Raw genomic sequence first — 18,377 nt, 5'->3', positions numbered from 1 at the left:
GGGCTTCTTTCATGAGCGCAGGAAGCGTTACGCATCCCCGGTCACCAGTGTATTACAGCACCTTGCCCAAAAACTCCTTCGTCCGCGGATGCTGAGGATTGGCGAACACGTCAACAGGGTTCCCCTGCTCGACGATTTTACCCCCGTCCATAAACACCAGCCGGGTGCCCACCTCGCGGGCAAATCCCATCTCATGCGTCACGACGACCATCGTCATGCCTTCGGCTGCCAGCTCCTTCATGACATCCAGCACCTCTCCGACCATCTCCGGATCAAGCGCCGACGTCGGCTCGTCGAACAGCAGCACCGCCGGCGCCATAGCCAGCGCCCGCGCTATCGCGATCCGCTGCTTCTGCCCCCCGGACAGCTGGGACGGATAGCTCTTCGCTTTGTCAGCGAGCCCGATCCGCTTGAGCAGACCGGTTGCGATCCGTTCGGCTTCGTCCGCGCTCATTTTTTTCAGCTTACGGGGAGCCAGCGTAATATTATCGATCACCGTCATATGCGGAAACAGGTTGAATTGCTGGAATACCATCCCCATATGCATGCGTAGCTTGTTAATGTCCTGCTTGCCCTTCGTCAATGACACTCCCTCGAAGAAGATATCTCCGCCCGTCGGCTGCTCCAGGAGGTTCAGACAGCGCAGAAACGTGCTCTTGCCGGAGCCGCTGGGGCCGATCACGACGACGACCTCGCCTTTGGCAATGTCGATGTCGACCCCTGTCAGCACGTCGTTTTTGCCGAACGATTTTTTCAAATCCGTTACTTTAATCAGAGGTCCTCATCCTCCTTTCCGCCACGCCGAGCAGCTTGGACAACGTAAACGTCATGACAAAATAGATGAGCGCAGCCAAGATCAGCGGCTCAAAAGGCTGGAAAATGTTCCCCCGGACCGTATCGGCTTTATACATCAGCTCCCCGATCCCGATAATGGAAACGATCGAAGATTCCTTGATTACGACGATAAATTCGTTGCCAAGCGCGGGGAGCACATTGCGCAGAGCCTGCGGCAAAATGATATGGCGCATAGCCATCGCATGGGGCATACCGAGTGAACGGGCAGCTTCCATCTGCCCCTTATCTACGGCTTGAATGCCTCCGCGGAACGTCTCGGCAACGTACGCCGCACTGTTGATGGAGAGCGTAAGCACGCCCGCCATAAAATCCGGGAACGCACTGCCCAAGGCGGGAACGTCGGGAAACGTGATACCGATCTTAGGAAGCCCGTAATAAATGATATACAGCTGCACAAGAAGAGGCGTCCCCCGGATGAACTCAATGTATGCCGTAGCCAGAATCTTTAATATGGAAATCCGGGACATGCGCATCAGCGCCAGAAGGACTCCAAGAATAACACCAAAAAAGACGGTAAAGACGGACAGCACGAGCGTAACCTTCGCTCCGTCCACAAAAAACGGGTAGTACTTCGGCAAGAATGAAAAATCCATCGATTCCCCTCCTTCTTCTGAAATAGATCGTAAAACCGAACAAAAACCCGCCGGACAAACCATCCGATCAGGTTTTTGTTCAAGTATTCCCAGTTTAGAACTATTCTACTTGATCGTTGGCTTCTGTTACAAGTTTATCGATCGTCTTGTCGGTCATCAGCTTATCGAGGGTTTTATTCATCGCATCGACAAGCTCAGGACTTCCCTTCTTCACTGCGATAGCGGATCCGCTGTCTTCGGTTTTCAGCGCGATATCGGAAACGACAAGGTCTTTATTCTTGGACAGGTACGCGCCCGCCACCGGCTGCTCCACAACCAGAGCATCTACCTTTTTATTTTTCAGCTCCAGCATCAAATCGGAAATTTTAAAGATGGCTTTGAGCTCGGATTGCGGCATTTGCTCTTGCACGATTTTTTCTTGCGTTGCGCCCTTCTGCGCCCCGACCTTCTTCCCTTTCAGGTCGTCGATCGACTTGATTTTATCTTTGTCTTCCGCGCGCACAACGACTTTCTGAACCGCTGTATAGTAAATTTTGGTAAAATCAACGCTCTTCTGACGTTCAGGCGTCGGAGTCATCCCGGAGATAACGAAGTCTACATTCCCGGAATCCAGCGCTGCAAGCAGTCCGTCGAATTTCATATCTTTGATTTCCAATTGAACGCCCAAGTCCTTCGCAAGCGCTTTGGCGATTTCAATATCGAAGCCGACAATTTCGTCCTTCTTATTGATTTCCTTGTGGAATTCATAAGGAGGGTAATCGGCGCTCGTACCGACAACGATTTTTCCCACCTTCTTAATTTGGTCCAATTTCGTGCCTTTCTGCGTATCGGCAGGCTTCTGTTCGCCCCCGGCCGCAGGCGCTTGTGCTTGTGGCGCAGTCTTCGTTCCGCAGCCCGCAACGATCAGAGCAAGACACAAAAACATCATGACGATGATCTTATTTTTGGTCACAGGTCAATTCTCCTTTCTGATTAACTTTCACATTATATAATAGGTCATGGGCTTTGACAATAAGATTAGGTTAACTAATGTGACAATCCAATTATGTTTCTGGAGACAATGTTATATTATTTACCATATTCATCCATCCCGTCCGTATTTTTATAAACAAATAAACGGAAATTCCTTAAGTGAAACACCCAAGGAACTTCCGTATGGTTTGGCAGGGCTCGTCTCTGGAAGCAAAAAGACTTCCCGAACGCCTGCGCTTCATTGGCGCACCTCTCAAGAAGTCTCCGGCGGCCCTGCCGAAATCTTCGGTCCTTCTTATCTTTTGTTCGGCTTGGCTTCAGCCAAATGGCGGGGTCCGGCCGAATCCTGCTCGAACCGCTTGCGCTCCGTTCGTTCGATTTGAACGATACGGCCGTCATGCACAACGATTTGCACCGTGCCGAACTCCAATCCGTTTACGCTTTGAATAATCCGTTTGATCCAAAGCTCATCCACATCCAGAGGCTTCGCCATCACTATCCCTCCGATATCTTATTTAACTATTGATCCGTACGCAAGGCTCGAGTAAACGAATCAGATCGTCCAATCGTTCCATTCCCTCTTGCTGCGCTCCAGCTGCAGCAGCCAATTGCGCGTGTGGCTGATAACCTGCTCTTTCGCCTGAGCGGAGGAGAACGTATGGTCCGCCTGGAATAACACTTCTTTATCGCAGCTTCCCTGCGGCCTTAGCCAGAACAGCTTCTGATACAAGAAGCAATAATCCGCCGGAATCACTTCATCGCTTGTTCCGTGGATCAGCAGGACGTCCCCGGTAAATTTCCGAAGCTGCTCGAACGGCTGATGTTTCGCCAAAGACTCGAAGAAGACCGGCTGAAACGAATCGCCTAAATAATCTGAGGAACCGAATTGAACGGCATCCTCATATACTTTCTTGCCTGTAATATGGACGATATCGTTAAACGGATAGGCTACGGAAGCCCACATCACCAGCGTCTTGACACGCTTGTCGCGGGCTGCGGTAAGCACTGCTACGGCGCCTCCGAGACTATGCCCCAGCAGAATGAGCCGCTGCGCATCCACGCAGTCGATATCCAGCGCATAATCGATCACATGCCGCGTCTGGTCGATTAAGGAATCGAGACCGCCGGAGCCGTAATCCTCCGTGCTTTCCCCGCAGCCTGCATAATCGAACCGCAGCGCCATATAGCCATGGCGGCTGAGGTCACGGGCCGCTCTAACGAATAGGCGGTCCACTCCGATGCGGGTGCCGAGAAAGCCGTGGGCGATAATCACGATCGGGTAACGTTCTCCCGAAGCGAGTGCCGTGACTTCTCCCCCGCTTTCGGGATAATGAAGAGTTGCCGCCAGCTCTTCTCTACCGCTTCGTATCGTAATGTGATGCTCCATATCAACTCTCCTCCTTCTTCATCTTAAGGTTAAATATGAACCGGAAGCGGGTCGAACTTCAATCCGTTCTCCAGCGTCAGATGCTCTGTATCATTGAATAAGTAAATGCGGAAGATGAGGACAAGTACCTCATCTCCGGAATGGAGCTCGGGCAGATGAACCGACCGTCCTTCGTTAGATGAGATAAGGAAAATATGCGCTATGCAGCGTCTTGTAGATTAAACATAGCTTACCGTCTCTTTGCTGCGTGCTCCGGTAGTCTGGCGACATATAATTATTATTCCGATTGTTTTACTATGTTATATATTTCGTATATTAGCATTGAGGTCTAGCCGGTGTCAATCGGTTTTTCCATAAAAAATGAGGAGGTTATTCCGAACATATTGATCGGAATTAAATTACACAAAGAGGGCCCGCCATAGGCGGACCCTCCACTGTTCAAAGCTGTGCAGTTAGTGAGGATGGTTCGGAGCGCAATCCTTGCAATACCCGAATACCTCGAACCGGTGGTTGACGATTTCGAAATCCGAAGGGCATTCCGGCAAAGCTTTCATCGGACAGAACTCGAATGGTACAGTCTTCTCGCATTGCAGACAAATCAAATGATGATGATGATGAGTCCGGCAGCGGGCGCGGAATTTCAACCCGTCGTTCAAATAAATTTGCTCCAGCACGCCCATATCGCTCAGCAGCCGCAGATTGCGGTAAACCGTGTCGAAGCTGACGCCCGGATACTGCTGCCGCATATATTCGTACACGTCTTTGGGGGACAAGTAACCGCTGGATTCGGCAAACAGCGTCGCCAAGCTTTTGCGCTGGTCGGTAATGCGCCAACCTTTGGATGACATCGCGGATATAATTTCCTGGATGGTCTCCTCCACGTTATGCTCATGCTCGTTTTTCGCCATAAGATCCTCTTCTCTTGTTCTTCTGTTGAATTAATAATGCCGGATTTCCTCGGTCAAAGTCAAGACGGCTCGCGCTCAAGCTCCTGCAGCGACGACGCCAGCATGTGCTTGTCGAAGTGCTCGCCGATGAACACGGCGACGTTCGGGACATCGGCTTGCGGGTTGATTTTCATAAAATCGGCCTCGCGGTACGCGTATTGAAACATGAACGTACTCGCTCCGGTGTCCTTGAAGCGAAGGATGCCCTTGGCGCGGTATACTTCGCGGGGCAGCCGGCCGATCAGTTCCTCGAAGCGCTCGCTGTCGATCGGCCCTTGGAAATAATGCGTATGCACCATGACATGCTCGTGGCTGTGGTGCATGGCGGCGTCCTCATGGGCATGCTCGTGACCATGATCATGCTCCCCGCCTTCAGCGGAATGGTCCGCATGCGCATGGGAATGATCGCAGTCTGCTGCGTGCGAAGAAGCCGACTCCCCGCAGCCGCAGGCCCGAATGGCGGGAGCTGCAGCAGGCGCCGAGCCCGTAGCATCGAGCCGGTCGAACATCGTATAGTCGATTTCGCAGCGGACGGTAACGTGGATGGGGGCGACGGCATTCAGTTCCCGGATGGACCTCTCCAAACCCTCCAGCTCCTCCGGCTTTACCAAATCACTCTTGTTCAGCAGTATGACGGTTGCGCAGCGGATTTGATCCTTCATCAGCCGGTACGTCTTCCCTTTCGGGTTCGAGGCTCTCTCCAGCAGATGGGCGGCATCGACCACGGTAATAACGGACCGCAGCTCCAGGAGCGTCAGGAGCGAAGCATCCGTCACGCCGTCCAAGATTTCGATCGGATTCGCTGCGCCGGTGCATTCGACGAAGATCACATCGGGCCGATGCTCATCGACCAGCTCCTTGAGCTCCATGCCGAGATCGCCGCGGATTGTGCAGCATATGCAGCCACTGAGCATTTCCGTCATCGGCACCTCGTCTCCGACGAGCATTCCGTCCAGGTTGACGTCACCCAGCTCATTCATCAGCACGGCCGGCCTTTCGTCTTTTGCTTTATAGTAATCCAGGGCCCGGGTAAGCAAGGTTGTCTTGCCGCTGCCCAGGAAGCCCGATAAAATGTGAACCGGAACCGCCGATTTCATCTTTTCCACCGCTCCCACTCGTTCTCTATCGGCCGATGGCCGTACATTAAATTGTACCCCCCTGCCGTACCGATGTCAATTAACTGTAATAATTACTACTAAATAAAAAAGACTGCTTATCGGAGTTCTTCTAAGCAGCCAGACCTTCGGTTTACGCAGCAAAGCGTTCAAAAAAGCGAATGTCTTCCTCTTCTGGTACAATAAACTAATAGTAGACTTTAAAAGCTTCTACAGGAGGGCTTTTCAATGAAAGCAGAGCCGACGATTCAATTCGATCCGACCTTCAGCTACTACCTGGACCGCTCGCCGGAAAGCGTAGCTGCTGAGCTGGAGCTGGCGGGATACCGGACGGTCCGTTATTTCGTCACCGATGAAACCCGGGTCAATCGCCGTTTGGTCGAGGCTATGAAGGACCGCGGGCTTGAAGTATGGGGCATGGTGCTCGGCAACGGATATTACAGCACGAACCATCTTCCTCCCGATTGGCCCTCATGGCAGATGACATTACTCAAGCCCGTCAATGACGGCTTCACCCGCCTGTCCCCCTTCAGCTCCCGCTACGTCGCATGGAAGAAAGCGGCGCTGGCACAGATCGTCCGAACGGTTCCGTTCGATGGCATCGAGATCGCCGAATCGTATTTTCCCGAATGGAACGGCCTTAGCAGCGGTGTATATGGGGACGTCGGACCGCTCGCCCGGGCGGCGTTCAAGAAATTCAGCGGCGGCGAAATGCCCGAATTCAAATACCGGACATCACCTTATTACTATAAGAAGGACATCGCTAGGTATATGCTGTGGGTGGAATTCCGCGTGCAGACGGTGAACGGCTTCTTGCACGAGCTTCTCAATGGGGCCGGAGGGGCCCGGGAAGCGAACCCGCGGCTGCGCGTGGCAACCTGGTCCGTCGCGGTGGATGCCCGTAATGCCGTCAGTCGGGTGAGGGAGGAGCAGGGCTTCGACGCGCCCGAAATGATCCGCAGGGTGCGGCCGGACCTGCACATCATCCAGACCCATTGGCCGGACTGGATGCGTGGGAAGCTTCCGGCGGATTACGCCAAGGCGTATGCCTCCTTCGTGGAACAGATTCGCGCTTCCCACCCTTCGCTCCCGCTCGGGCTGCAGACCGATATCGGATCGCTGCGGAATATGCGGAGAAGCCGGGGCTGGCTGACGGAGTTTGCCGCAGAAGCCGGCCGGTTGGGATACAGCATGTGGACCGCTTACGAATACCATATCGGCTTAACCATGTACACCGAGCCCCCAGTCCCCTTAGCGGCATGCCGGATCGGTTCCGACCGGATCCGGCTGGACTTCAGCAAGCGGGTGGATGAAGCGACGGCGGCCGCTGCCGAACGTTACACTTGCTTCGCGAGAGACGAGCGATTGGCGTTGGCATTAACCGTGGAAAAGATCGACGGGAACCAAGTTACGCTCCGTACGGACGGGAAACCGGGCTTTCCGCCCGAGTCGTTTCATGTTCAGGTGCACGGCATCCGAGATACGCCGGACCGCCGGCTCCTTCCGAAGGAACCCTACAACGAATCGCCGCCGGGCAGCTCGGTGACGGTTCCGGCGGCACTTTGAACATTGGTCATTTCTGCCGGGAACGTGTACAATGAGATCAGCGTCATTTTCCGGATACATGAAATGAAACTCATGGGGAAAACTAGCTGTCATCACCGCCGACAGGAGTGAATTGGATTGACCGCCACATCATGGAAGGAAGAACGCGCGAACGCGATCTCCCACGGCATCGGCGCCGTGCTGAGCGCCGCCGCACTCGCGCTGCTGCTGATGCATTCGCTGAAGAACGGCAACGTTTGGCACATCGTCAGCTTTACGATTTTCGGCGTTACCCTGATCTTGCTCTATGTCTGCTCTACCCTGCTTCACAGCGCACGTCAGCCGAAATGGATCGATCTGTTCGAGATTATGGACCACTCGGCCATTTACCTGCTCATTGCCGGCACGTATACGCCGTTTCTCCTCGTCACCCTCCGAGGGCCGCTCGGTTGGAGCCTGTTCGGCGTCGTGTGGGGACTTGCCTTAATCGGCGTCATCTTCAAGCTGTTCTTCGTCAAACGCTTTAACGTGCTATCCACTCTGTTCTACATAGCCATGGGCTGGATGATCATTTTCGCCTTCCAGCCGCTGAAGCAGCAGCTGCCCGCCCTAGGCATCGACTGGCTGGTGGCCGGAGGCCTCCTCTATACGTTCGGCACGATCTTCTATTTGTGGCGCAAAATTCCGTACCATCACGCCATCTGGCACACGTTTGTGCTGTCAGGAAGCATCTGTCATTTCATCGCCGTGTACAGGTACGTTCTGCCCCGTTAGCCCGCCATGACTTATCGGTTAGAGCGCTTTTCCGCAAAAGATCGCAAGATCCGCGGGAAGGCGTTCTTTTTCGTTTCTCCCCAAAAAAAAGCGGCCAAAGCCGCCAAGCTCCGGTAGGAGCTTAACGGCGAAGCCGTTTGAATTGATAATACAGCGTGCAGCCGATGCAGTAGCCGCAGATGGCCATGAGCGCCGCCGCGCCGACCAGTCCGGCGAAGATATACCCCGCGATGCTGCCGGCATTCAGCCAGAAGAATAGAATCGATAACGTCAGCAGAATGACCGCGATCGAATTGTTGAAGCGCTGCAGCTCCCGCGATTCGGTAGGGGCGCCTGCCAGCTTGCTTCTCAGAAACGGAGCCGCCAACATGACGAATACGTTGGATCGGACGCCCTGCCACAAGTTAATGACTTGAATCGCCCACAGCACGACGATCAGAACAGGCTGCTGCAGCAGGATGGCCAGCAGCACCAGCAGAACGATCCCAGCTTGGTTCGTGCGCACATAGGGCAATGGGATTTCTTTCATACGGATGCTCCAACTCCTTTCAATTAGGATTCTTGATCAGTTGTTATAAGAGCATTAGGATGATGCGGCCGCAGTTTCCAATGCGAGCTTGCCGGTGTTTTTATCCTGCAGAACCAAGCGGCCTTCGATCGGACGTCCTTCCGTGTCCTGCAGCCGCATCAGTGCCGTTCGTCCATGCTGCAGCAGGTAGCGAAGCGCCGTTTCGGTCAGCGTCGCACCGAAGCTGATCTTCCAGATCACAAAGCCGCAGCCGGCTTTGTACTCGCTGCAGCCGTAGCCGCGCTTGCCGGCGATGATGCGCCCGCGGCAGCCCTCGCGCGGGCACGGCGCCAGCGGCACCGCCGCCGCGGGCCGCGCTGCCTCCGGCGCAGGCGCGGGCTCGCGCAGCGCAGCGGCTGCCGCTGCGGCCGGCGCACCGCCGCCCTCGCCCTGCGCCTCGCCCGCCGCCTTACGCCGGCTGCGCGGCTTGGCGCCGCCTTCGGCGGCTGCGCCCTTGCGCTCGCCGGCACTCGCGCCTCCGCGCTTGCGTCCGCCCGCGGCCTTCGAGGGCTCCTCGCCCTCGAAGGCCGTTTTGGACGCGCGCGCCTGCCGCCGCACCTTCTCGACGATCAGGGCGGCAAATTTCTTGACGTTCAGCATGAACGTCTCGTCCGAAGCGGCCCCGCGCGCGATCTCGTTCAGGCGCCGTTCCCAGTGGCCGGTCATCTCCGGCGAGGTCAGCAGCTCGACGCCCGCTCCGCGGATCAGCTCCACGGCCGTCCGGCCCTTTTGTGTGATCGCGATCCGCTTGCCCTGCATCGTCACGTAGCCGACCTGCTTCAGCCGCTCGATGACCGAAGCCCGGGTCGCGGGAGTGCCGAGGCCCGAATCCTTCATCGCGTCGCGAAGCTCCTCGTCCTCGATCTGCTTGCCCGCGCTCTCCATTGCCTTCAGCAGCGTTCCTTCGGTGTACGCCTTCGGCGGCTGCGTCTCCTTCTCCTTCGCCGCGCTGTCGGCGCAATGCACGCCCTCCTGCGGGTTTAGAGAGAACGGGGTGGAGATTTCCTCCTCCGCCGGCTCGTCGCCGTCCTGCGCGTCCTTTTCCTTATCCGCCTTGCCGCGCCCGCGCGCGGACTTCTCCTTTTTCGCATCGGTGTACAGCACCTTCCAGCCCGGCGACAGGAGCTGCTTGACGCTGCTCTTGAACGATTCCTCTTCGCAGGAGGTCACGATCGAATGCACCTTGTAAGCCGCAGCGGGGTAGAAGTGGGACAAGAACCGCCGGACGATTAAATCGTACAGCTTCTGTTCATCAGGAGGCAGTCCCGAAGCGATCTTATGGGTCGGCAGAATTGCATGGTGATCCTCGACCTTGGCCGGATTGCACACCGCTTTATTATTTTTATGCACCAGCCGCTTGTCCGCCTGCTCGACGAACGCCTTATATTCGGTTTTGCCCAGCTGGTCCAGCGCACGGTGCATCTCGGGAATGTTCTGCTCGTTCACATAGTTGGAGTTCGTCCGCGGGTAGCTGATCACCTTATGCTTCTCGTACAGCGCCTGCGCAAGGTCCAGCGTCTTCTTCGCCGAGAAGCCGAACTTGGCGTTCGCCTCCCGCTGCAGCAGCGTCAGATCGTACAGCTTGAACGGATACTCCTTCGTATCCTTCACCTCGTACTCCGCAATCCGTCCCGGTTTGTCCTTCACCTTCGCGGCCAGCGCCACCGCCTTGTCCCCATCGGTCAGCTTCTCGCCCTGCCACATGCCGCGATACCGCGTTTCGCCCTGGGTGAACCAGGCCTCCACTTCAAAATATTTGTTCGAGGTAAACGCCTCGATCTCCTTTTGCCGGTCGTACAACAGGGCGAGCACCGGCGTCTGCACCCGGCCTACGGACAGCAGCTCGTTATGCTTTGTCGTAAAAGCACGCGACCCGTTCATGCCGATCAGCCAATCGGCTTCGCTGCGGGCTTTGGCCGCCCGAGTCAAATTATCGAATTCCGAGCCTTCCTTCAGCTCGGCGAACCCTTTGCGAATCGTTTCGGGCGTGAGGTCCGAGATCCACAGCCGCTTCACGGGCTGCCCCAGCTTAAGGTGCCGCTGAATTAGCGAGAAAATATGCTGCCCTTCCCGCCCGGCGTCGCATGCGTTGATCAGCTCCGAGCTGCGCTTCGCCAGCTCCGCAATCACCTTCAGCTGATCCTTCGTCCGCGGATTCGGGACCAGCTTGAACTGCTCGGGCACGATGGGCAAATCGCCCAAATTCCATTTCTTATATCGATCATCATACGCGTCGGGCTCCGCAAGGCCGATCAAATGGCCGATCGCCCAAGTGATGATGTATTGTTCCCCTTCGATGTAAGTCCGCTGATTTTTCGCTTTCGGGTCGATCGCCGCCGCGATGTTGCGCCCCATGTCCGGTTTTTCCGCGATAATGAGCGTTTTCATGGCTTCTTCCTCTCCTGCTGCCTTACTATTTGAGACTATGGACCTTCCCCACAGGAGCCGGATGGCGTTAGGTCACCGGTCCGTCCCGGTTCAGCCGATCCTGCATTTCCGTACTCTTGTCCAGCCTCTCATTGTAAACACTCTTCTATATTAACACAAGGGCGCCTCGTGCGAGGACAAAATCTTCCATCCCACCGAGGCGCCTGCCGCTTACTTCGGATGTATCATGTTCTCGGGGCGAACCCATTCGTCAAACTGCGCCTCCGTGAGGTAGCCGCTTTGAACCGCGGCCGCTTTGAGCGTCAGCCCGTTCTTATGGGCGGTCTTGGCGATGGAAGCCGCCTTCTCGTAGCCGATATGCGGATTCAGCGCCGTGACAAGCATCAAGGACTCATCCAAGTACCGCTTGATCGTATCCCGGTTCGGCTCAATGCCTACCGCGCAGTGCTCGTTGAACGAATCCATCGCATCGGACAGCAGCCGGACCGACTGCAGGAAATTGTGGATGATGACCGGCTTGAACACGTTGAGCTCGAAGTTGCCTTGGCTTGCGGCAAAACCGATGACTGCGTCGTTGCCCATCACCTGGCAGGCGACCATGGTGACCGCTTCGCTTTGCGTCGGGTTCACCTTCCCCGGCATGATCGAGCTGCCCGGCTCGTTCTCGGGAATCGAAATTTCGCCGATCCCGCAGCGCGGGCCGCTCGCGAGCCAGCGGACGTCGTTAGCGATCTTCATCATATTCGCCGCCAGCGCCTTGAGCGCACCATGCGCGTACACCAGCTGATCGTGGCTTGTAAGCGCGTGGAATTTGTTGACTGCGGAAGTGAACGTTTGCCCTGTGGCGAGGCTGATTTCCTGAGCAACGGTTTCGCCGAACTTGGGGTGCGCATTCAGGCCCGTACCGACGGCGGTGCCGCCGATCGCCAGCTCCCGCATCGCCTCGGAGCCGGCGCGAATCATCCGTTCCGTCTGCGTCAGCATTGCATGCCAGCCGCTTATTTCTTGGCCGAGCGTAAGCGGCGTCGCATCCTGAAGATGGGTGCGGCCGATTTTGACGATGTCCATGAATTCTTGCGACTTTTGCTCGAGCGTGGCCTTCAGCCTCTGCAGCGACGGCAGCAACTTCTCCTCGACGGCCAGAACGGCGGCGATATGCATCGCGGTCGGGAACGTATCGTTCGAGCTCTGGGACCGGTTGACGTCATCGTTCGGATGGATCTTGACGCTGCTTCCCTTGGACTCCAGCAGCTGGTTGGCCCGGTGCGCTACCACCTCGTTGACGTTCATGTTCGATTGTGTGCCGCTGCCCGTCTGCCACACCACGAGCGGAAATTCGTCGTCCCAGCGTCCTTCCCATACCTCGCTCGCCGCGCCCGTAATCGCTTCAGCCTTCTCCTTGTCCAGCACGCCCAGCTTCAGATTGGCTTGAGCGGCCGAGAGCTTCAGCACCGCCATGGCGCGAACGAGCCCGAGCGGCATGCGCTCGGTCCCGATGCGGAAGTTTTCGCTGCTCCGCTGCGTCTGCGCTCCCCACAAGCGGTGTGCGGGCACCTGAATCTCGCCCATCGTATCCTTCTCGATCCGGTATTCCATTGTGAAGCTCCTCCTTTTCCCGCGGAAGCGGTGATCATCATACCCTATACCCATTTTACCCTATTCAGGAAACGGTTAACACCAGGATACGGATACGCCGACCTTGTCTTACAAGGACCAGCGCGTTTACCAAGGTTGATGCGAAGCTATAAGTTACGAAAACTTATAAATTCTTATCAACAAAGAATACACCCGTCCGGCCCGAAGAGGGCCAGACAGGTGCGTGGTTAAGCTATTCGATATTCATCTGGGCGTAATTCTTTGCAACGTCCCGGAGCAGGAGGAACGCTTCGCCGTTAGTCAGCTTGTTCGGATCCGCAATCTTGGACAGCGTCTCCTGCGTCAGCCAGCCCCTCGCCTTCAGCTCCTCCGCCGTTTTCTGCTGCGGAGGCTTCAGTCCGATCGCCGTACCGATCGTCAGCGCCGCCTGATTCAGCGTCAGCGCCTGCTTGGCGGGATCAGCCATGCCGACCAGCGCGGCCGAAGGATCTCCCGGGAATACGGCCGGCTTGATTTTGCGGATTCCCGCCATGTTATAGACGAACCGCTGCGCGTTGGAGGCGCCGTCGACTTCCCAATCCTTGTTGTTGTACCCGCCGACCGTAAGGAACATGCCGACCGCAGCCTTGAGACCGGGGTACGCCTTATGCTTCGTATACTCGGGCGCGTCGAACTTATACATCTTCAGCTCCATCTTCTGCTGGACGAGCTTCTCCCGCAGCGCAGCGATATCCTCGCTCGATTGCGACAGCTGGCGGAACGTGATGCCTTTGTCCGCAGCCAGCTTCGCCGCAGCGCCGGCCGCTTGTCCCGTAGCCATGCCGAGCGGAATGACCCGCGCGCTGCCGTGCGGCAGCGAATCGAAGCTGGCAGCCCGCCCGACCACGAGCAGCCCGTCCACCTTCTGCGGCACGAGCGTCCGGAACGGTACACCGTATTGAATCGGCTTCATCATGACCGCGCCCGGATCTTTATAGTTCGTGCTTTGGATGTCGACCTCATAGGAGCCGTAAGCAATCGCATCCGGGAAATCGCGGTTGTCCATCAAATCCGCCATCGTCAGGCGGTATTCGCCGATCAGATGCCGCGTCTCCCGCACATAGAGCTCCGGCGCCGTGCCGACGAGCTCCAAATTTTTGAACTCGGGGAAGTGCTGCTTCATGTATTCCACGACATGCGGAGCTTCCTTCTTCCCGATCTCGATCCCTTCCTTCACGGACTGCGGGTTCAACGGATCGACTCCGAAAATCTGCATTGCATTGATCAGGATTGTGTTATCATTCTGACGACCGATGTTGAGACCGCGCATGCGCACCCGCTCCGGATTCGTCGACTTGTATTCCTTCATCTCGGGGAAGCCCCATGTGCTTGTCGCATCACTCTGCGTATTCTTGTGCTTGCCGAACGACTGCCACACCTGCGGCGTGACGCCGCTCAGCTTCATGACTAGCGTAACGGCCATCTGCGATTTCGGATCGCCGATGTCTTCCCGTCCCCAGGTAAAAGGCGCGCCCGCCGCCGCCGCAATATCGGCATCCTGTGTGGCGTCGATGACCGCCTTCGCCTTGACCGCGATCTTGGTGCCGTCTTCCTTCACGATATCGAGTCCGGTTACCTTATTCGCAGGCGTACCCGGCTCCACGGACGGCTTCATCTCTTTCACCTTCATGAGCAGGTCGATGTTCGGCTCTTTGCGCACCATGTCATAGAAGACGTTGGCCGCCGTCGTCGTATCGAAGGACGTTCCTTCTACCCGCTCGTACCATTCCTGAAAAATACCCTTATCCAAAAAATTATGCTTTCCGGGAATGACCGGCTGCTCCGGCGCATAGTTCAGGTCGATCGTATTCAGCCAGCCGAGCGTCATGAGCCCTCCGAGAATTTCCCGGCCCCGTCCATCCACGAGCAGCACCTTCTGCCCGTTCCGCGCCGCGGAGATGGCCGCGCTTATGCCTTCGGGATCGGTGCCAGCTACGATCACGTCATAGCTATCCTTAATCGATGCCGCCGATTTGACGGGTATCAGCGCCTGCGGCTTTGCCGTCCCGCGCGCTCCGTTCTTCATCCACCAATACCAGCCGCCCGCTCCGGCGGCCGCCAGCACGAGCAGCACGATGATTCCCCAAATCCATTGCTTCCGTAAATGCATGATTTCACTCCCATATTCCGTGCGCTTGTCCGCGCTTCGACTAATGTTTCCCGGATCGACCGGTCTTTCCGGGGCAAACGATTCCAGCCTTATCCTATACGAGGATTGGCCCTCTTTGTTTCAAAAAAATTACTCCCTTGAAGCGGCGGCCCTGTTATGATATATTAAATCTCCTTTGAGCCTAAACTTTATGTAACTACGAAACGGAGGTATCCCCCTTGGAATCTGGTCTGCAGAACGCTTATCAAGAAGAATTGGCCCGTCTGGAGCTCACTATTGAAGAAATGGACCGCCATCTGGCGGAGCTCCGGGCCATCCCGCCTTATACCGGTCCCGATCTGACCGAGCAGGTATTGGAATCGATTCGCGAGAACAAACGGCACAGCTTGGCGCAAGCCGGACCCGAGCCATACTTCGGCAGGCTGGATTTCCAGGAGGAAGGCAAGCCGGAGCCCACTCCGTTATATATAGGAAAGTTCGGCGTCGAACGTGCCGATTCGCCCGAGCTGCTCGTCGTCGACTGGCGCGCCCCGGTGGCGAGCCTGTTCTACTCCTTCACCGGCGGAACGGACAAAGCGGCTTATGAATCTCCCGACGGGACGATCGATGGGCTCGTTTACTTGAAACGAAACCTCGTCATCCGCAAGCAGCTGCTTCAGCGCGTCGTCGACACGTTCGACCGCAGCGGCGATGCGATGGCCGTCACCGACGAGTTCCTGCTGTACCGCCTCGGCGAGAACAAGGACAACCGGCTGCGCGACATCGTTTCCACCATCCAAGCCGAGCAGGATTCCATCATTCGTGCGGGCAAGAACAACGCGCTCGTTATCCAGGGCGTCGCGGGCAGCGGCAAAACGACCGTAGCCCTTCACCGGCTCGCATATCTGCTGTATCACTACAGGAACCAGGTGCATGCGGAAAAAATGATCATCTTCGCACCGAACCGCATGTTCCTCGATTACATATCCGGTGTGCTCCCGGAGCTCGGCGTAGGCCATATTCAGCAAACGACGTTCGCCGATTGGGCGCTCGAGCTGCTGGAGCATGAAGTGAAGCTGACGGACGCGGCCGAGCGGCTGCTCTTCTGGTTCGGCAATGCAGCGGACAGCCCGGTGATGGACGACCGGGCTCCGGGTCGTATCAAGGGCTCTGTCACATACATGAATTGGCTCGGGCGCGTTGTCGATGCCTATGAAGCGCAAGCCGCGCCTCAAGCCGATTTTACGCCATGGGAGCGCGCCAGACTGTCTCAGCGGACGATTCGTGAATGGTACGAGGTCGAATATAAGCACGAGCCGCTGATGAAACGGCGCGAGCGCGTCCTGGCGCGCATCAAGCGCTGGATGGAGATGGAGCTCGACAAGGTGTGGGAGGTCCATCTCAAGAAAGAGTACAAGAAGAAGGGCTCGGCCAAGCTGCGCGACTATTCCAAGGCATGGACCGCCTATTCACCCTTTACATTTTACAAAGAACTGTTCGCGGAAAGCAACAGCAGGCCGGCTTGGCTGACGGAAGAAGCCCATGCGTATGTACCGGAACCGATTCGCACCGCCACCGCCGCTCTCGCGAAGAAAAAGAAAGTCGAGCCCGAGGACCTCGCTCCCCTGCTCTACTTGCGCAGCCGCTTCATCGGCATTCACGGCGATCTCCGCTTCGATCATACCGTGATCGACGAAGCGCAGGATTTCTCGCCGTTTCAGGTAGCGCTGCTGTCTCTTCATACGAAGAACGGGTCGTTCTCCATTCTTGGCGACTTGTCCCAAGGCATTCACGCGTACCAAGGCGTGATCGATTGGAAGGAGTTTTTGTCCCTCTTCCCGGAGGATCAGAGCGCCTACTTCACGCTCAATCGGAGCTACCGCTCGACGATGGAGATCATTTACTTCGCGAACGAAGTGCTGAAGGCCGGCATCGCCGAGCCTCCCGCTCTTGCGGTGCCGGTATTCCGCAGCGGCGAGCCTGTGGCGATGGTGAACACGGATGAGGACGGTCTGATCCGCAAGCTGACGGAGGAAATTGCCGCTCACCGCGCCAAAGGCGGCAATGGGACCTTGGCCGTGCTAGCCCGCTCGGAGGAGCGCTGCCGCAAGCTGCACGAGCGGCTCCAAGCGGCGGGCTGCGAGGTTCATCTCATTATTCCGGGCCAGCAGCAGTATGAAGGCGGCGTATCGGTACTGCCGGTTTACATGGCCAAAGGGCTCGAGTTCGACACGGCGCTCATCGTCGACGTCGACTCCGTGAATTACGCCGCCGCGCCGCAGGACGCGAAGCTGCTCTACGTCGGCTGTACCCGCGCCCTTCACGAGCTAAAGCTTTATTACAGCAGCGAGCCGTCCCCGTTAATCGGGGGCATAACGGGCGAATTCGTCCAATCGTTTTAAACCCGAATAGGGCTGCCCCGTGTCTATACGGCACGGGACAGCCCTATTCGTGCTTCTGCGCGGCTCTGACGGCGTTTACAATATCGCTGAATGTTCCGCTGCCGCCTACACGGCACGCCATTTACCCGGCCGTCGACTTTTTTTTCGTCTAATGCAAACGTGAGTATGATAAAATAAGGTCACAACTGACATGATGGTTAAAAATGGGAGGAGTGAAGAAGCTTATGGGGAAACAGCAAAGCGATGTTAGTCCCGAAGTCCGTGCTTATTTGGAACGTATCGGTTATGAAGGTCCGCTGGAGTGCAGTCCGGCCGTTTTGGAGCAGCTTCAAGAATGCCATCTTCATACCGTGCCTTATGAGAATTTGGATATCCTTCACCGTAAACCGCTATCGCTCGAAATCGACGACCTTCTGGAAAAGATCGTGACCCGGAGACGAGGCGGTTATTGCTTCGAGCTCAATGCCCTCTTCAGCTGGCTGCTGCGCGAGCTGGGCTATTCCGTAACCGATCTGATGGCCCGATTTTGGCGGGACGAACCCGCACCTCCACCCAAAAGACGCCATCAGGTATTAAAGGTGGAGACCGGCGATGCTTCCTACTTATGCGATGTCGGCGTCGGAGGGATCGTGCCCCGGCGGCCCATCAAGATGGAGGAAGGGCTTGTTCACCGGCAGGGAGACGAAACGTACCGGTTGAAGAGAGATCCGTACTACGGGTGGGTGCTCTGCGAATTAAAGAAGGACGAGTGGAAATGGCTTTACTCGTTCACGGAGGAGCCGCAGCTGCCTAAGGATTTCATTATGGCTACCTACTGGTGCGAGAACGCCCCGGATTCCATCTTCGTAAGCCAGCCGATGATTGCGATCCGTACCCGGGAAGGCCGGAATACCGTTGCCGGGAAGGAATTCAGGCTTTTTACCGCAGAAGGCGTCCGCTCGTTTATCCCGGAAACCGAGGAGGAATACAAAGCGTCGCTCGCCGCTTACTTCGGCATTCGCCTTTAATCGTCATCAGCCGCCGCCGGGCAGCTCGTTCCCCTGTTCATCCGTTATCGGGGGCGTTGATCTTGTAAACATGAGTTGGCTCCTTCACGATTAGATGCTT

The 18,377-nt window shown here is 56.6% G+C and carries 15 protein-coding genes; 4 read left to right on the top strand and 11 right to left on the bottom strand.

The window, feature by feature from the left end; all coding sequences use genetic code 11:
* Window positions 1–52: 52 nt before the first annotated feature.
* From O9H85_RS26880 to O9H85_RS26850, 7 genes are all read right to left on the bottom strand, one after another.
* Complete coding sequence (locus O9H85_RS26880) at window positions 53–775, bottom strand: amino acid ABC transporter ATP-binding protein (RefSeq protein WP_269884548.1); 723 nt, start codon at window positions 773–775, stop codon at window positions 53–55.
* On the bottom strand, window positions 768–1,448 hold the full coding sequence (locus tag O9H85_RS26875; RefSeq protein WP_269884489.1) for an amino acid ABC transporter permease: 681 nt from the start codon (window positions 1,446–1,448) through the stop codon (window positions 768–770). The genes O9H85_RS26880 and O9H85_RS26875 overlap by 8 nt, the downstream gene beginning before the upstream one ends.
* A 100-nt stretch (window positions 1,449–1,548) precedes the next feature.
* Window positions 1,549–2,400, bottom strand: coding sequence for a transporter substrate-binding domain-containing protein (locus O9H85_RS26870; protein WP_269884488.1), 852 nt, complete (start codon window positions 2,398–2,400; stop codon window positions 1,549–1,551).
* 315 nt (window positions 2,401–2,715) lie between these two features.
* Complete coding sequence (locus O9H85_RS26865; RefSeq protein ID WP_269884487.1) at window positions 2,716–2,913, bottom strand: YezD family protein; 198 nt, start codon at window positions 2,911–2,913, stop codon at window positions 2,716–2,718.
* A gap of 60 nt (window positions 2,914–2,973) precedes the next feature.
* Window positions 2,974–3,807 (bottom strand): alpha/beta hydrolase, encoded by an 834-nt coding sequence (locus O9H85_RS26860; protein ID WP_269884486.1) that lies wholly within the window; start codon window positions 3,805–3,807, stop codon window positions 2,974–2,976.
* 452 nt (window positions 3,808–4,259) lie between these two features.
* Window positions 4,260–4,715, bottom strand: coding sequence for a Fur family transcriptional regulator (locus O9H85_RS26855; RefSeq protein ID WP_269884485.1), 456 nt, complete (start codon window positions 4,713–4,715; stop codon window positions 4,260–4,262).
* 59 nt (window positions 4,716–4,774) lie between these two features.
* Complete coding sequence (locus O9H85_RS26850; protein ID WP_269884484.1) at window positions 4,775–5,851, bottom strand: CobW family GTP-binding protein; 1,077 nt, start codon at window positions 5,849–5,851, stop codon at window positions 4,775–4,777.
* 246 nt (window positions 5,852–6,097) lie between these two features.
* On the opposite strand from O9H85_RS26850, the gene O9H85_RS26845 reads away from it, so the two are divergent.
* A complete protein-coding gene (locus O9H85_RS26845) occupies window positions 6,098–7,435 on the top strand; it encodes an N-acyl-D-glucosamine 2-epimerase (RefSeq protein WP_269884483.1) in 1,338 nt (445 codons plus the stop codon).
* Between the two features lie 117 nt (window positions 7,436–7,552).
* Window positions 7,553–8,188 carry a PAQR family membrane homeostasis protein TrhA gene (gene trhA, locus O9H85_RS26840; RefSeq protein ID WP_409348209.1) on the top strand — a complete coding sequence of 212 codons (636 nt, stop codon included), beginning with the start codon at window positions 7,553–7,555 and terminating at the stop codon, window positions 8,186–8,188.
* Between the two features lie 121 nt (window positions 8,189–8,309).
* On the opposite strand, the gene O9H85_RS26835 is transcribed toward trhA, so the two are convergent.
* From O9H85_RS26835 to O9H85_RS26820, 4 genes are all read right to left on the bottom strand, one after another.
* Window positions 8,310–8,717: a DUF4395 domain-containing protein gene (locus O9H85_RS26835; RefSeq protein WP_269884482.1), complete on the bottom strand. Its 408-nt coding sequence runs from the start codon at window positions 8,715–8,717 to the stop codon at window positions 8,310–8,312.
* Window positions 8,718–8,771: 54 nt separating this feature from the next.
* Window positions 8,772–11,144, bottom strand: coding sequence for a type IA DNA topoisomerase (locus O9H85_RS26830; RefSeq protein WP_269884481.1), 2,373 nt, complete (start codon window positions 11,142–11,144; stop codon window positions 8,772–8,774).
* Between the two features lie 210 nt (window positions 11,145–11,354).
* A complete protein-coding gene (fumC, locus tag O9H85_RS26825; RefSeq protein ID WP_269884480.1) occupies window positions 11,355–12,740 on the bottom strand; it encodes a class II fumarate hydratase in 1,386 nt (461 codons plus the stop codon).
* 232 nt (window positions 12,741–12,972) lie between these two features.
* Complete coding sequence (locus O9H85_RS26820; RefSeq protein ID WP_269884479.1) at window positions 12,973–14,889, bottom strand: FAD-dependent oxidoreductase; 1,917 nt, start codon at window positions 14,887–14,889, stop codon at window positions 12,973–12,975.
* A gap of 218 nt (window positions 14,890–15,107) precedes the next feature.
* Here O9H85_RS26820 and O9H85_RS26815 point away from each other — a divergent pair, with 218 nt between their 5' ends.
* Together O9H85_RS26815 and O9H85_RS26810 are read left to right on the top strand one after the other, a co-directional pair.
* Window positions 15,108–17,270, top strand: a complete 2,163-nt coding sequence (locus tag O9H85_RS26815) for a HelD family protein (protein ID WP_269884478.1) — start codon at window positions 15,108–15,110, stop codon at window positions 17,268–17,270.
* Window positions 17,271–17,494: 224 nt separating this feature from the next.
* Window positions 17,495–18,277 (top strand): arylamine N-acetyltransferase family protein, encoded by a 783-nt coding sequence (locus O9H85_RS26810; protein WP_269884477.1) that lies wholly within the window; start codon window positions 17,495–17,497, stop codon window positions 18,275–18,277.
* Window positions 18,278–18,377 lie beyond the last annotated feature (100 nt).

It is taken from the genome of Paenibacillus gyeongsangnamensis, from assembly GCF_027533625.1.
GTDB lineage: Bacteria > Bacillota > Bacilli > Paenibacillales > NBRC-103111 > Paenibacillus_G > Paenibacillus_G gyeongsangnamensis.
The sequence above is the reverse complement of the archived record's forward strand: the minus strand, read 5'-3'. Positions and strand labels throughout refer to the sequence as shown.

Coding starts and splice junctions, on each gene's coding strand:
- O9H85_RS26875 (WP_269884489.1), bottom strand. CDS start 1,448: ATGGATTTTTCATTCTTGCCGAAGTACTACCCGTTTTTTGTGGACGGA.
- O9H85_RS26865 (WP_269884487.1), bottom strand. CDS start 2,913: ATGGCGAAGCCTCTGGATGTGGATGAGCTTTGGATCAAACGGATTATT.
- O9H85_RS26860 (WP_269884486.1), bottom strand. CDS start 3,807: ATGGAGCATCACATTACGATACGAAGCGGTAGAGAAGAGCTGGCGGCA.
- O9H85_RS26855 (WP_269884485.1), bottom strand. CDS start 4,715: ATGGCGAAAAACGAGCATGAGCATAACGTGGAGGAGACCATCCAGGAA.
- O9H85_RS26850 (WP_269884484.1), bottom strand. CDS start 5,851: ATGAAATCGGCGGTTCCGGTTCACATTTTATCGGGCTTCCTGGGCAGC.
- O9H85_RS26845 (WP_269884483.1), top strand. CDS start 6,098: ATGAAAGCAGAGCCGACGATTCAATTCGATCCGACCTTCAGCTACTAC.
- O9H85_RS26835 (WP_269884482.1), bottom strand. CDS start 8,717: ATGAAAGAAATCCCATTGCCCTATGTGCGCACGAACCAAGCTGGGATC.
- O9H85_RS26830 (WP_269884481.1), bottom strand. CDS start 11,144: ATGAAAACGCTCATTATCGCGGAAAAACCGGACATGGGGCGCAACATC.
- fumC (WP_269884480.1), bottom strand. CDS start 12,740: ATGGAATACCGGATCGAGAAGGATACGATGGGCGAGATTCAGGTGCCC.
- O9H85_RS26820 (WP_269884479.1), bottom strand. CDS start 14,889: ATGCATTTACGGAAGCAATGGATTTGGGGAATCATCGTGCTGCTCGTG.
- O9H85_RS26810 (WP_269884477.1), top strand. CDS start 17,495: ATGGGGAAACAGCAAAGCGATGTTAGTCCCGAAGTCCGTGCTTATTTG.